Genomic DNA, 13,117 nt, shown 5'->3' with positions numbered 1-13,117 from the left:
CTACGCCGGCCGCTATTCGTTGTTATCGTCCGATCAGGCCTTCGTCACCTTGACCGCGCACTTCTTGTAGTCCGTTTCCTTGGAAATCGGACAGGTCGCGTCCAGGGTCAGCTTGTTGACCAGGCGCCCCGCATCGAAGAACGGGATGAAGACCAGTCCACGCGGCGGCTTGTTACGGCCGCGGGTTTCCACGCGCATGACCACTTCGCCGCGACGGGAAGCGATCTTGACCTCCATGCCGCGCTGCAAGCCACGGTCGCGAGCGTCGTCCGGGTGCATGAACACCACGGCATCCGGGAAGGATTTGTACAACTCGGGAACACGACGGGTCATCGAACCGGTGTGCCAGTGCTCCAGCACGCGGCCGGTGCACAACCACAGGTTGAACTCGGGATCCGGCATCTCGGGCGGATCCTGGTAAGGCAGCGCAAAGATCACGGCCTTGCCGTCCTTGTGGCCATAGAACTTCACCCCCTCGCCCTTCTTGACGTACGGGTCATAGCCCTCGCGGAAGCGCCACAGGGTTTCCTTGCCATCGACCACCGGCCAACGCAGGCCACGCGCCTTGTGATAGGTATCGAACGGCGCCAGGTCGTGACCATGGCCACGGCCAAAGGCCGCGTATTCCTCGAACAGGCCCTTCTGGATGTAGAAGCCCATCAGCTTGGAATCGTCGTTTTCAAAGCCGGGCGCTGTCTCGCTCAACTTGTACTTATTGACCACCCCGTTGGCGAAGAGCACATCGAACATCGTCTTGCCCTTGTACTTCGGAGCCTTGGCCAGCAGTTCCGGCGTCCACACCTCTTCCATCTTGAAGCGCTTGGAAAACTCCATGATCTGCCAGACATCAGAGCGGGCCTCACCCGGCGCCTTGACCTGCTGACGCCAGAACTGGGTACGCCGCTCGGCATTGCCGTAGGCGCCTTCCTTCTCGACCCACATGGCGGTCGGCAGGATGAGGTCGGCCGCCATTGCCGAGACGGTCGGATACGGGTCGGAGACGACGATGAAGTTCTCCGGCTTGCGCCAGCCCGGGTAGAGTTCCTCGTTGATGTTCGGACCGGCCTGCATGTTGTTGTTGCACTGCTGCCAGTAGAAATTGACCTTGCCGTCCTTGAGCGCGCGAGCCATGGCCACGGCGTGCAGGCCGATCTTGTCGTTCAGCGTACCTTCCGGCAGTTGCCAGATTTCCTCGGTGTGCTTGCGGTGATCCGGGTTGGTGACGACCATGTCGGCCGGCAAGCGGTGGGCAAAGGTACCCACTTCGCGCGCCGTACCGCAGGCAGACGGCTGGCCGGTCAGCGAGAACGGGCTGTTGCCCGGCTCGGAAATCTTGCCGACCAGCAGATGTACGTTGTAGATCATGTTATTGACCCACGTGCCGCGCGTATGCTGGTTGAAGCCCATGGTCCAGAAGGACACGCACTTCACTTTCGGGTCGGCGTACAACTCGGCCATCGCAATCAGGTCCTTCGCCGGCACGCCAGACAGCTTGGAGACCTTGTCAGCGGTGTATTCCGAGACGAACTTCTTGAAGTCGTCGAAGGTAATGTTGTCCGCCTTGGCGGGGTTGCCCTTCGGCTTGCCATCCTCACCCGGATAACCGTTGTTGGTCGCCTTCTTTTCAAGCGCGTGCGTCGGGCGCAGACCAAAGCCGATGTCGGTTTCGCCCTTCTTGAAATTGACGTGCTTGTTGACGAAGTCCTGATTGACCTTGCCGGTCGTGATGATGTGATGGCAGATGAAATTCAGGATCGCCAGATCCGTGTTCGGCTTGAAGATCATCGGGATATCGGCCAGTTCGAACGAGCGATGTTCGAAGGTGGACAACACGCCGACCTTGACGTGCTTGCTCGACAGCTTGCGGTCAGTGATGCGCGTCCAGAGGATCGGATGCATCTCGGCCATGTTCGAGCCCCACAGGAAGAAGGCGTCGGCATGCTCGATGTCGTCGTAGCAGCCCATCGGCTCATCAATGCCGAAGGTGCGCATGAAACCGGCCACCGCCGATGCCATGCAGTGGCGGGCGTTGGGATCGAGGTTGTTGGAGCGGAAGCCGGCCTTGATCAGCTTGGAGGCAGCATAACCTTCCCACACCGTCCACTGGCCCGAACCGAACATGGCGATGCCGTTCGGCCCCTTGGCCTTGAGGGTGGCCTTGCACTTCTCTTCCATGATGTCGAAGGCCTGCGTCCAGGAGATCGGCTTGAAATCGCCGTTCTTGTCGAACTTGCCGTCCTTCATGCGCAGCATGGGCGTCTTCAGACGGTCGGAGCCATACATGATCTTGGACAGGAAATAGCCCTTGATACAGTTCAGGCCACGGTTGACCGGCGCATCCGGGTCACCCTGGGTGGCCACCACGCGGCCGTCCTGGGTACCGACCAGCACACCGCATCCGGTGCCGCAGAAGCGGCAGGCTGCCTTGTCCCAGCGGATATCGTCCTTGCCCTGAGCCAGCGCCGTGCCCGGAGCTGACATCCCGGCAACCGACATGGCTGCCGCGGCCGCATTGGCCTTGATGAAATCGCGTCGATTGAGTTTCACGCTTGTACCTCCTCGGTTTCCACTAATTCGTCGTCGCTGTACTGATAAACCATGGCCACCGATGCGACGCCGGGCATACCATGCAGGGCTACATACTTGTTTGCAGCCGACTCCAGATCGTCATCCTCCAGCACGACGACCATCTTTCCCTCCGGGCTCTCCGCATGAATTTCCAAACCGGGAAGCTTGAGCAAGGCTTCGCGTGCTTCGGCCAAACGGGCCGGTACGACATGCAAGATGGCACTGGATATGTTCATGGGCACAACCTCCTGAATTCGGATAACAGCTTGAACTGTCACGGGGCGTAATCTCTCCGATTAGTAGGGTTATTCACTTGATTTGAGTCAAGTTCGCTCACACGGACAGGTTACGCTAGTACTAACAACGAAACATATTAGTTCGTTTGAACTACACACTGAGCACCACGAACCAGGCATGATTTTCAATCGCTATTGTTGATATTGAAACAATCAATTAGAACAATCGCCCCAGCTTTCCTAATATTCTTTCTGCTTTCGACACACACCCACTCAAACCCAAGCAAGGAGAAAACGATGTCGCTCATCAACACCCAGATTCAACCGTTCAAGGCCCAAGCTTTCCACAATGGCAAGTTCATCGAAGTCACCGACGCCAGCCTGAAGGGCAAGTGGTCCGTCATGATTTTCATGCCGGCTGCCTTCACCTTCAACTGCCCGACCGAAATCGAGGATGCCGCCAATAACTACGCCGAGTTCCAGAAGGCCGGCGCCGAGGTGTACATCGTCACCACCGACACCCACTTCTCGCACAAGGTCTGGCACGAAACCTCGCCGGCCGTGGGCAAGGCTCAGTTCCCGCTGATCGGCGACCCGACCCACCAACTGACCCGCGCCTTCGACGTGCATATTGACGAGGAAGGCCTGGCCCTGCGCGGCACCTTCGTGATCAACCCGGATGGCGTCATCAAGACGGTTGAAATCCATTCCAACGAAATCGCCCGCGACATCTCCGAAACGCTGCGCAAGCTGAAGGCCGCCCAATACACCGCCGCCCACCCGAACGAAGTCTGCCCGGCCAAGTGGAAGGAAGGCGAAAAGACCCTGGCCCCGTCGCTGGACCTGGTCGGTAAGATCTAAGCCCCCAACTGCCAACAGAGATACACGAAAAGAAGAAACCCGCCGCTTCCCGGCGGCGGGATTTCACTGAAAAGCTGCGGTGCACCGCAGCTTTTCAGTGAAATCCAAAAAATGACTGCAAGGGAGAACCGCAACATGCTGGATGCTGCCATCAAGGGCCAACTCAAGGCCTACCTCGAACGCCTGCAACGCCCCATCGAACTGGTCGCCACGCTGGACGACAGCGCCAAGGGCCAGGAAATGCGCGCCCTGTTGAACGACATTCTCGAATGCTCCGACAAGGTCAGCCTGCGTGAAAACGGCGGCGCAACCCGGATTCCGTCTTTCGCCGTCGGCTTGCCGGGTGAAACGCCCCGCATTCACTTTGCCGGCTTGCCGATGGGCCACGAATTCACCTCGCTCGTTCTCGCCCTGCTGCAAACCGGCGGCCACCCGCCCAAGGTCGAGCAAGCGATCATTGACCAGATCAAGGCCCTGCCCGGCAGCTTCAAGTTCGAGACCTACATCTCGCTCTCCTGCCATAACTGCCCGGACGTCGTGCAGGCGCTGAATCTGATGGCCGTGGTCAACCCGAATGTCACCAGCACGATGATCGACGGCGCGATGTTCCAGGATGAGGTAAACGTCCGCCAGATCATGGCCGTGCCGACCACCTACCTGAACGACGCCGAATTCGGCGCGGGCCGCATGCTGATCGAGGAAATCCTCGCCAAGGTCGATACCGGCGCCGCCGCCCGCGCTGCCGAAGCCCTCGGCCAGAAGGATGCCTTCGACGTGCTCGTCGTCGGCGGTGGTCCGGCTGGCGCCGCGGCAGCGATCTACGCCGCCCGCAAGGGCATCCGCACCGGCGTCGTCGCCGAGCGCTTCGGTGGACAGGTCATGGACACGCTGGGCATCGAGAACTTCATCTCCGTGCCTTACACCGAAGGCCCCAAGCTGGTCGCCTCGCTGGAACAGCACGTCAAGGAATACGACGTCGATGTGATGAACCTGCAACGCGCCGGAAAGCTGATCCCGGCCAGCGAAAATGGCGGTCTGATTGCCATCGAACTGGAGAACGGCGCGAAGCTGCAGGCCAAGAGCGTGATTCTCTCCACCGGTGCCCGCTGGCGGGAGATGAACGTGCCGGGCGAGAAGGAATACAAGGCCAAGGGCGTCTGCTTCTGCCCGCACTGCGACGGCCCGCTGTTCAAGGGCAAGCGCGTGGCGGTCATCGGGGGCGGCAACTCCGGTGTCGAGGCAGCGATTGACCTGGCCGGCATCGTCGCCCACGTCACGCTGCTCGAATTCGCCGACACGCTGCGTGCCGACGCCGTGCTGCAAAGCAAGCTCAACAGCCTGCCCAACGTTACGGTGATCAAGTCGGCCCAGACCACCGAAGTCACCGGCGACGGCCAGAAAGTCAACGGCCTGCGCTATAAGGACCGGGTTACCGGTGAGGAGAAGCAGGTCGAACTGGAAGGTATCTTCGTGCAGATCGGCTTGCTGCCCAATACCGACTGGCTGAAGGGCTCGGTCGAACTGAGCAAGTTCGGCGAGATCGTGATCGACGCCAAGGGCCAGACCAGCGTGCCAGGTGTCTTTGCCGCCGGCGACTGCACGACGACGCCGTACAAGCAGATCATCATCGCCATGGGCTCCGGGGCTACCGCCTCGCTGAGTGCCTTCGACCATCTGATCCGCAGCTCGGCGCCGGCCTGAGCCAGTGCCCACGCCATCAACGGCCAGAGACGGGGGACCGTCCCTGGCCGTTTTCAGTCTCCGGAGCTCACAATGCACCTTCCTAAACACCAACTCGCCATGACCGTGCTGATGACCCCGGACATGGCCAACTTCTCCGGCAACGTCCATGGCGGCACCATTCTCAAACTGCTGGACCAGGTTGCCTATGCCTGCGCCAGCCGCTATGCCAGCCAGTACGTCGTCACGCTGTCAGTCGATCAGGTCATGTTCCGCCAGCCCATCCACGTCGGCGAACTGGTCACCTTCCTTGCCTCGGTGAACTACACCGGACACACCTCGATGGAAATCGGTGTCAAGGTTCTGGCTGAGAGCATCCGCGACCAGGTTATCCGCCACGCCAACAGCTGCTTTTTCACCATGGTCGCTGTCGACGACCATGGCCAGACCACCCCGGTTCCGCCACTCGAACCGAAGACGCCGGACGAAATCCGTCGCTATCGGGCAGCCCAGCTGCGCCGCGAACTACGCAAGGAATTCGAGACGCGGCAGAAGCAACTCCACGTCACCGCGCTGCCGTAACGGCTATCGGCTGCCGGACAGCAGCCGGTCCAACTGATTGGCGAAAGCCTGCCGATCAGCCGCCGACAGGGATGCCGGGCCACCAGTTTCAACGCCAGTATTGCGCAGCGTCTCCATGAAATTGCGCATGCTCAGCCGCTCCTGGATGTTCCCCTTGTCCAGCAATTCGCCGCGCGGATCGATCACCACAGCCCCTTTGGCGATGACCTGCGCCGCCAGCGGCACATCTGCGGTTACCACCAGATCCCCTGCCGCGACCTCCTGAGCGATGCGCCGATCGGCCACGTCGAAACCGGAAGGCACTTGCAGCGCCTTGATCCACGGCGAGGGTGGCACCCGCAGCATCTGGTTGGCAATCAGGGTCAGTTCGATCTCGGTGCGATTGGCGGCGCGATAGAGAATTTCCTTGATCGCCACCGGGCAAGCATCGGCATCCACCCATATTTTCATCGCTCCCTCCCCTCCGTGCAGCCCTTGAACAAGCCGGAAAGCAAAAAGCCCAGCTTTGTGGGCTGGGCTTTTTGCTTGAATTTTGGTGGTGATGGGCAGAATCGAACTGCCGACCTATGGGTTATGAATCCATCGCTCTAACCGTCTGAGCTACATCACCACGCTACGAGGGCGCGAATTATAGTGGGGCGGCGGCAAAGTGGTCAACCGCGTTATAATGCGCGACTTTCCTTCCGCCCGGCATGCGCCGTGGCCCCACTGATTTTTAAAGCATTTTCATGACCAAGAAGCTTTTCATCCGCACTTTCGGGTGCCAGATGAACGAGTACGATTCGGACAAGATGGCCGACGTGCTCCATGCCGCCGAAGGCGTCGTCAAGACGGACAACCCCGAAGAGGCTGACATCATCCTGTTCAACACCTGCTCGGTGCGCGAAAAGGCGCAGGAGAAGGTTTTCCACGATCTCGGCCGGGTCAAGCACCTGAAACAGCAGAATCCGAACCTGGTGATCGGCGTTGGCGGTTGCGTCGCCAGCCAGGAGGGCGAGGCCATCGTCGCCCGCGCACCGTACGTCGATATCGTGTTCGGCCCGCAGACGCTACACCGTTTGCCGCAGCTGATCGCCGAGCGCAAGGAAAAGGGCAAGGCAGCGGTCGACGTCTCCTTCCCGGAAATCGAGAAGTTCGATGCCATGCCGCCGGCCGAGGTGAAGGGCGCCACCGCCTTCGTCTCGATCATGGAAGGCTGCTCCAAGTTCTGCACCTTCTGCATCGTGCCCTATACCCGGGGCGGCGAAGTGTCGCGGCCGTTCAATGACGTCCTGACCGAGGTGGCTGACCTGGCGGCGCACGGCGTCAAGGAAGTGACACTACTTGGCCAGAACGTCAATGCCTACCGTGGCGACATGGAGGGCACCGACGAGAAGGCCGACCTGGCGATGCTGATCGAGTATATCGCCGAGGTGCCGGGCATCGAGCGCATCCGCTACACCACCTCGCATCCGCGCGAAATGTCGCAGCGCCTGATCGACACCTACGCCAAGGTGCCGAAGCTGGTGTCGCACCTGCATCTGCCGGTGCAGGCCGGTTCCGACCGCGTGCTGGCGGCGATGAAGCGTGGCTACACGACGCTGGAGTACAAGTCCATCGTCCGCAAGTTGCGCGCCGCGCGGCCGGACATTTCGATGTCCACGGACTTCATCGTCGGTTTCCCGGGCGAGACGGACGAGGATTTCGAAAAGACCATGAAGCTGATCGATGACGTCGAGTTCGACGCCTCGTTCTCCTTCATCTACAGCCCGCGTCCCGGCACGCCGGCACTGGAACTCGACGACAACACGCCGGCCGACGTGAAGTCCGCCCGCCTGAGCCGCTTGCAGAAGCGCATCGACGAACTGGCGCAGGCCGTCAGCCGGTCGATGGTGGGCACCGTGCAACGCGTACTGGTCGAAGGCACGTCGAAAAAGGATGCCAATGAACTGGCCGGTCGTACCGACAACAACCGGATCGTCAACTTTGCCGGCAATCCCAGGCTGATCAACACCTTCGTCGAGGTGCGCATCACCGAAGCATTGCCGCACAGCCTGCGAGGCGAAATTGTCATCCGCGAAAACTAAGCCCGCCCCCAAGTCGAAGCCGGTCGAATTCGCCCTGACGCCGGTCGACAATACCCAGCTCGCCAACCTGTGCGGGCCGCTGGACGAAAACATCCGGCAGATCGAGACGGGGTTCGATGTCACCATCCGCCGCCGCAACGAACGCATTTCGATCATCGGCGAGAAGGCGCAGCTGACGGCTGACGCCATCCGCCACTTCTATGCGTTGGCGCGCCAGCCGTTGACGGTCGATGAAATCCAGCTCGGTCTGGTCGAATTCCTCAACGCCCCGGTGCGCCGCATTTCGCGCCCCGCCGAAGGCCCGGTCGATGGCCCGCAACTGGTTACCCGCAAGACCGAGCTGCACGGCCGCACGCCGCGCCAGATCGAGTACCTGAAGCACATTCAGGAACACGACATCACCTTCGGCATCGGCCCGGCCGGCACCGGCAAGACCTACCTCGCTGTCGCCTCGGCAGTCGATGCCTTCGAGCGCGATCTGGTCGAGCGCATCATCCTGACCCGCCCGGCAGTTGAAGCCGGCGAACGCCTCGGCTTCCTGCCCGGCGATTTGACGCAGAAGATCGACCCCTACCTGCGCCCGCTCTACGACGCGCTGTACGACCTGATGGGCGCCGACCGTGTCGCCAAACTGTACGAGAAGCGTGCCATCGAGATCGCGCCGCTCGCCTTCATGCGCGGCCGCACGCTGAACCACGCCTTCGTCATCCTCGACGAGGCGCAGAACACGACGCCGGAGCAAATGAAGATGTTCCTGACCCGCATCGGCATCGGCGCCAAGGCGGTGGTCACCGGCGACATCACCCAGGTCGACCTGCCCAAGGGCCAGAAGAGCGGCCTCAAGGAAGCCATCGAAGTGCTGCGCGACGTGCGCGGCATCGCCTTTACCCAATTCCACAAGGAAGACGTGGTGCGCCACCCGCTGGTTGCCCGCATCGTCGAGGCCTATGAAAAACGTCAGCAAGCGACTTAACCTCTCCGTGCAATACGCCTGTAACCGTGAGGGCTTACCCTTGCGTGCAGATTTCGTGCGCTGGGCGCGTGCCGCACTGGTCGGCGGTGGCGAAATCACCATCCGCCTGGTCGACGCCGACGAAGGCCAGGAACTGAACAACGAGTACCGCGGCAAGGACTACGCAACCAACGTGCTGTCCTTTCCGTATGACACCGAACCGCTGGTGCTGGGCGACCTGGTCATCTGCCCGAGCGTCGTCGCGCGCGAGGCGACGGAGCAAAACAAGCCGCTGGCGGCGCATTACGCCCATCTGACGGTGCATGGTATGCTGCATTTGCAGGGCTGGGACCACGAAGAAGATGACGCTGCCCAGGCCATGGAAGACGAAGAAAGGAAGATTCTCGCCGCGCTGGGTTATCCCGATCCCTACGCCGACTAAGACTTATGGACCCCGACAGTAAACCGAGTTTCATTGAACGACTGACCTCCCTGCTGCTGCGCGAACCGGAAGATCGCGAGCAGCTGCTTGAAATCCTGCACTCGGCCTACGAGCGCAACCTGATGGATGCCGATGCGCTGACCATCATCGAAGGCGCCTTGGCCGTCTCCGACACCCGCGTCACCGACGTGATGATCCCGCGGGCCCAGATGGACGTCATCGACGTCGACGACCCGCTGAATGACATCGTCGCCACCGTGATCGATGCCGCGCATTCGCGTTTCCCGGTCGTCGATGGCGACCGCGACAATGTGCTGGGCATCCTGCTCGCCAAGGATCTGCTGCGCATCCACACCGAAGAGAACTTCGATCTGCGCGACTGGCTGCGCCCGGCCGTCTTCATCCCCGAATCGAAGCGCCTGAACGTGCTGCTGCGTGAATTCCGCGTCTCGCGCAACCACATGGCCATCGTCGTCAACGAATACGGTGGCGTCGCCGGCCTGGTCACCATCGAAGACGTGCTGGAGCAGATCGTCGGCGACATCGAAGACGAATATGACTTCGACGAAGCACACGACAACATCCGGCTGGACGCCTCCGGCCGCTACCGCGTCAAGGCACGTACCGAAATCGAGGATTTCAACGAAGCCTTTTCGACCACCTTCTCCGACGAGGAATTCGACACCGTCGGCGGCCTGATCCTGCGTCACCTCGGCCGCGTCCCGAAGCGCAACGAAATCGTCGAGATCGACGGCATGCGCTTCCAGGTACTGCGCGCCGACAGTCGCCGCCTGTACACCCTGCTCGTCGACCTGCCCAAACCACCGCACGGTGCTGACGAAACGACTGCCTGAGCGGCTGCCACACCGCCTCGGGCTCGCCGCGCTGATCGGCGCAGGCGGCGTGCTGTGCTTCGCCCCCTTCGGCCTGTTCTGGCTGGCCCCGCTCGTCTGGGCCGGTTTCTTCACCCTGCTGCTTCGGGCCGAAACACCCCGCCAGGGGCTGCTCACCGGCCTCGCCTTCGGCCTCGGCTTCTTCCTGTGCGGCGTGTCGTGGGTTTATGTCAGCCTGTCCGTCTTCGGCGGCATGCCGTGGTGGCTGGCCGGCCCGGCCGCTTTCCTGTTCTGCGCGGTGATGGCGCTGTTCCCGATGATGGCCGGCTGGGCTTTCAAGCGCTGGCAGCCAGCTACCTTTTGGCAGCAGGTCCTGCTCTTCGCTGCCGCGCTCTCCCTCGGCGACTGGGTGCGCAGCTGGCTATTCACCGGCTTTCCCTGGCTGGCGCTCGGTTATTCGCAGGCACCGCCCAGCCCGCTGGCCGGCTTCGCACCACTGCTCGGGGTGTTCGGGCTGTCCTTCGCCATCGCCGTCAGCGGCGCGCTGTTGCTCCGCTGGCGCATCGGCCTGGGGTTCATCGCCCTGCTCGCTTTCACCGGCTTCGGCCTGCGCCAGATCGAATGGACCGTGCCGCAGGGTGAGCCGATCAGCGTCGCGCTGATCCAGGGCAACATCCCGCAGGAAATGAAATTCCGCCCGGAAGCCTTCTTCCGCACGCTCGCCCTCTATCGCGAACTGATCGAGGCCAACCCGGCCCAATTGACCCTGCTGCCCGAAACCGCCTTCCCGGTCTTTATCGACCAGTTACCGGAGGACTATGTCGACACCCTGCGACAACTGGCCCGGCGCCAGCAGGGGGACATCGTCTTCGGCGCGCTGACCGGCGATACGGCAGCCTACTACAACAGCGCCATCAGCCTCGGGGCCTCGCCGCTTCAGGTCTACAGCAAGAGCCATCTGGTGCCTTACGGCGAGTTCATCCCGCCCGGTTTCGCCTGGTTCATGGCCTACGCCAACATCCCGGCCTCCTCCTTCTCGCGCGGGCCGGAACAGCAACCGCCGCTGGCCGTCGCCGGCCGGCAGGTGGCCGCCAATATCTGCTACGAGGACGTCTTCGGTCGCGAAATCATCCGCGCCCTGCCCGCCGCCGGCATCCTCATCAATCTGTCCAACACCGCCTGGTTCGGCGATTCGCTGGCCCAGCCGCAACACCTGCAGATCGCCCAGCTGCGCGCGCTGGAGAGCGGCCGACCGATGCTGCGCGCCACCAATACCGGCATGACCGCGATCGTCGACGCCGACGGCACGGTACGCGCCACCCTGCCGCCCTTCACGACGGGCGTCCTGACCGGCGAGGTCACCGCCCAAAGCGGGTTAACCCCCTACGCCCGCTTCGGCGACTGGCCGGCGCTCGGCCTGATCGGCCTCATGGCGCTGCTCAGCCTGCGCCGCCGGGGCTGAACGCCGCGCCTACCCTGCCTTCAGACGGTCGGCGAAGGCTTGCCGCAGCTTGGCCGCTTTCGGCGCAACGACGGCGAGACAATAGCCCTGATAGGGATTACGGCGGAAATATGCGTGATGATATTCCTCCGCCTCGAAAAAGGTGCCCGCCGGCACCACCTCCGTCACGATCGGCGACGGCCAATAGCCCTCGCCATTCAGGCGGGCGATCATTGCCTCGGCCATCGCCTGCTGCGCTGCATCGTGATAGAAAATGGCCGAGCGGTACTGGCTGCCGACATCATGCCCCTGGCGGTTCAGGGTCGTCGGGTCATGGATGGTGAAAAAGGCGGCGAGCAGTGTCTCGTAGTCGATCAGCGTCGGGTCATAAGCCAGCTGCACCACCTCGGCATGACCGCTATCGCCCCGGCAGACAGCTTCGTAGTTGGGACAGGGCAGGTGGCCGCCCATATAACCGGGCAGCACGGAGACAACGCCTTCAAGCTGCTCGAACGCAGCCTCCAGGCACCAGAAGCAGCCACCCGCCAGGGTAGCCAGGGGGAAAACGGATTGCGGCATGGCGTTCAGTCATCGTCGGGATGCCGATCGGACCCGGCCATCGCCGCAGAGTTCCCCGGCTGCAGCCGGTCAGGCGGCCCCCAGGCGCTGCACCGCCTGCTCCAGGCGCTGCCGCTCGGCCAGCACCTTGGCCGCATAGCGCCGGCTGGCATCGCCCAAGGCCCCGCCAAATTGCTGCAACCCCTGTTCCAGGCCGCCGCTGCGGCGTATGGACTCCTTCAGCACACGCGCCCCGACCTGGACGTTGGTCACCGGATCGAGAAAGGAAGCGCCCTCGCCGGGCAACTTGTCCTGATGGAAGCGCGGCACGACCTGCATCAACCCCAGCGCACCGAAGCCACTTTGCGAGAAGGGGTTGAAGCCGGATTCGACACCGATCACGGCGATGATGAGCAGCGGGTCGATATGCAGTTCGCGGCCGACATCCTGCGCGGTTGCGAAAACAGGCTCCAGCGCCTCGGTCGACACCCTGTAACGGCGGGAGACATAGTCCATCGCGCCCTGCAGGCGTGGATCGAGCGACAGGGAGACATCTGCCTCTGCCACGTCACCTGGTTCGATTTCCTCGGCTGCCGCGGCAACCGACAGTATCTGCTGGACAAGCGCCCCTTCAAGATCGAGGCGCCCGCTCTGGACCCCCACCAGACCGGCGATAAACAGCAAGCCGGCCAACATCAGGAACTTCTGGAATAGCCCGAGAATCAGGGCTGAAATGCGCTGCAAGGCAGGCAAGAAAACGGTCGAAGCGTTCATGCGACCTCCTTCACTGTGGCCACTGCGCCAAACGACTGCGCAGCGTACGGTTACGGGGGGCACGACATCGGCAGAAATCGGGGCAGCAGAATCGCTGCAAAGCCGCGCCGATAAAGGGATGGCA

The 13,117-nt window shown here is 62.2% G+C and carries 13 protein-coding genes and 1 tRNA gene; 8 read left to right on the top strand and 6 right to left on the bottom strand.

The window, feature by feature from the left end; all coding sequences use genetic code 11:
• Positions 1–33: 33 nt before the first annotated feature.
• Positions 34–2,547, bottom strand: coding sequence for a nitrate reductase catalytic subunit NapA (gene napA, locus K420_RS0108270; protein ID WP_027457638.1), 2,514 nt, complete (start codon positions 2,545–2,547; stop codon positions 34–36).
• Complete coding sequence (locus tag K420_RS18445) at positions 2,544–2,804, bottom strand: chaperone NapD (protein ID WP_035854627.1); 261 nt, start codon at positions 2,802–2,804, stop codon at positions 2,544–2,546. Before K420_RS18445 ends, napA begins: the two co-directional genes overlap by 4 nt.
• A gap of 297 nt (positions 2,805–3,101) precedes the next feature.
• Here K420_RS18445 and ahpC point away from each other — a divergent pair, with 297 nt between their 5' ends.
• From ahpC to K420_RS0108250, 3 genes are all read left to right on the top strand, one after another.
• Entirely contained in the window at positions 3,102–3,665 is a 564-nt protein-coding gene (gene ahpC / locus K420_RS0108260; protein ID WP_027457637.1) for an alkyl hydroperoxide reductase subunit C, read from the top strand.
• Between the two features lie 135 nt (positions 3,666–3,800).
• Positions 3,801–5,366: an alkyl hydroperoxide reductase subunit F gene (gene ahpF / locus K420_RS0108255; protein ID WP_027457636.1), complete on the top strand. Its 1,566-nt coding sequence runs from the start codon at positions 3,801–3,803 to the stop codon at positions 5,364–5,366.
• Between the two features lie 72 nt (positions 5,367–5,438).
• Entirely contained in the window at positions 5,439–5,927 is a 489-nt protein-coding gene (locus tag K420_RS0108250) for an acyl-CoA thioesterase (protein WP_027457635.1), read from the top strand.
• A 3-nt stretch (positions 5,928–5,930) separates the two neighbouring features.
• Here K420_RS0108250 and K420_RS0108245 read toward each other — a convergent pair whose 3' ends face one another.
• Both K420_RS0108245 and K420_RS0108240 read right to left on the bottom strand, forming a co-directional pair.
• Entirely contained in the window at positions 5,931–6,377 is a 447-nt protein-coding gene (locus tag K420_RS0108245) for a YaiI/YqxD family protein (RefSeq protein ID WP_027457634.1), read from the bottom strand.
• A gap of 83 nt (positions 6,378–6,460) precedes the next feature.
• Positions 6,461–6,537: transfer RNA gene (locus K420_RS0108240), tRNA-Met, on the bottom strand.
• A gap of 118 nt (positions 6,538–6,655) precedes the next feature.
• On the opposite strand from K420_RS0108240, the gene miaB reads away from it, so the two are divergent.
• The 5 genes from miaB to lnt are packed head-to-tail and all read left to right on the top strand — an operon-like array spanning position 6,656 to position 11,682.
• On the top strand, positions 6,656–7,993 hold the full coding sequence (gene miaB, locus K420_RS0108235; RefSeq protein ID WP_027457633.1) for a tRNA (N6-isopentenyl adenosine(37)-C2)-methylthiotransferase MiaB: 1,338 nt from the start codon (positions 6,656–6,658) through the stop codon (positions 7,991–7,993).
• The gene (locus K420_RS0108230; protein ID WP_027457632.1) at positions 7,974–8,966 is read left to right on the top strand and encodes a PhoH family protein; all 993 of its coding nucleotides are present in this window, start codon (positions 7,974–7,976) and stop codon (positions 8,964–8,966) included. The genes miaB and K420_RS0108230 overlap by 20 nt, the downstream gene beginning before the upstream one ends.
• Complete coding sequence (gene ybeY, locus K420_RS0108225) at positions 8,941–9,387, top strand: rRNA maturation RNase YbeY (RefSeq protein WP_027457631.1); 447 nt, start codon at positions 8,941–8,943, stop codon at positions 9,385–9,387. The genes K420_RS0108230 and ybeY overlap by 26 nt, the downstream gene beginning before the upstream one ends.
• 5 nt (positions 9,388–9,392) lie before the next feature.
• Positions 9,393–10,241, top strand: a complete 849-nt coding sequence (locus K420_RS0108220; protein ID WP_027457630.1) for an HlyC/CorC family transporter — start codon at positions 9,393–9,395, stop codon at positions 10,239–10,241.
• Positions 10,219–11,682, top strand: coding sequence for an apolipoprotein N-acyltransferase (gene lnt / locus K420_RS0108215; RefSeq protein ID WP_051453015.1), 1,464 nt, complete (start codon positions 10,219–10,221; stop codon positions 11,680–11,682). Before K420_RS0108220 ends, lnt begins: the two co-directional genes overlap by 23 nt.
• A 9-nt stretch (positions 11,683–11,691) precedes the next feature.
• Here lnt and msrA read toward each other — a convergent pair whose 3' ends face one another.
• Both msrA and K420_RS0108205 read right to left on the bottom strand, forming a co-directional pair.
• Positions 11,692–12,240 carry a peptide-methionine (S)-S-oxide reductase MsrA gene (msrA, locus tag K420_RS0108210; RefSeq protein WP_027457628.1) on the bottom strand — a complete coding sequence of 183 codons (549 nt, stop codon included), beginning with the start codon at positions 12,238–12,240 and terminating at the stop codon, positions 11,692–11,694.
• Positions 12,241–12,309: 69 nt separating this feature from the next.
• On the bottom strand, positions 12,310–12,993 hold the full coding sequence (locus K420_RS0108205) for a transglycosylase SLT domain-containing protein (RefSeq protein WP_027457627.1): 684 nt from the start codon (positions 12,991–12,993) through the stop codon (positions 12,310–12,312).
• Between the last annotated feature and the right edge of the window lie 124 nt (positions 12,994–13,117).

Source organism: Dechloromonas agitata is5 (genome assembly GCF_000519045.1).
GTDB classification, from domain to species: Bacteria; Pseudomonadota; Gammaproteobacteria; order Burkholderiales; family Rhodocyclaceae; genus Azonexus; species Azonexus agitatus.
Note: the sequence above shows the minus strand (reverse complement) of the source record. Positions and strands in the feature narration are given on the sequence as shown.

Bases quoted from the DNA above. Each gene is read 5' to 3' on its own strand.
- ybeY (WP_027457631.1), top strand. From the start codon at position 8,941: ATGAAAAACGTCAGCAAGCGACTTAACCTCTCCGTGCAATACGCCTGT.
- K420_RS0108220 (WP_027457630.1), top strand. From the start codon at position 9,393: ATGGACCCCGACAGTAAACCGAGTTTCATTGAACGACTGACCTCCCTG.
- ahpF (WP_027457636.1), top strand. From the start codon at position 3,801: ATGCTGGATGCTGCCATCAAGGGCCAACTCAAGGCCTACCTCGAACGC.
- K420_RS0108245 (WP_027457634.1), bottom strand. From the start codon at position 6,377: ATGAAAATATGGGTGGATGCCGATGCTTGCCCGGTGGCGATCAAGGAA.
- msrA (WP_027457628.1), bottom strand. From the start codon at position 12,240: ATGCCGCAATCCGTTTTCCCCCTGGCTACCCTGGCGGGTGGCTGCTTC.
- K420_RS0108250 (WP_027457635.1), top strand. From the start codon at position 5,439: ATGCACCTTCCTAAACACCAACTCGCCATGACCGTGCTGATGACCCCG.
- miaB (WP_027457633.1), top strand. From the start codon at position 6,656: ATGACCAAGAAGCTTTTCATCCGCACTTTCGGGTGCCAGATGAACGAG.
- ahpC (WP_027457637.1), top strand. From the start codon at position 3,102: ATGTCGCTCATCAACACCCAGATTCAACCGTTCAAGGCCCAAGCTTTC.
- K420_RS0108205 (WP_027457627.1), bottom strand. From the start codon at position 12,993: ATGAACGCTTCGACCGTTTTCTTGCCTGCCTTGCAGCGCATTTCAGCC.
- K420_RS18445 (WP_035854627.1), bottom strand. From the start codon at position 2,804: ATGAACATATCCAGTGCCATCTTGCATGTCGTACCGGCCCGTTTGGCC.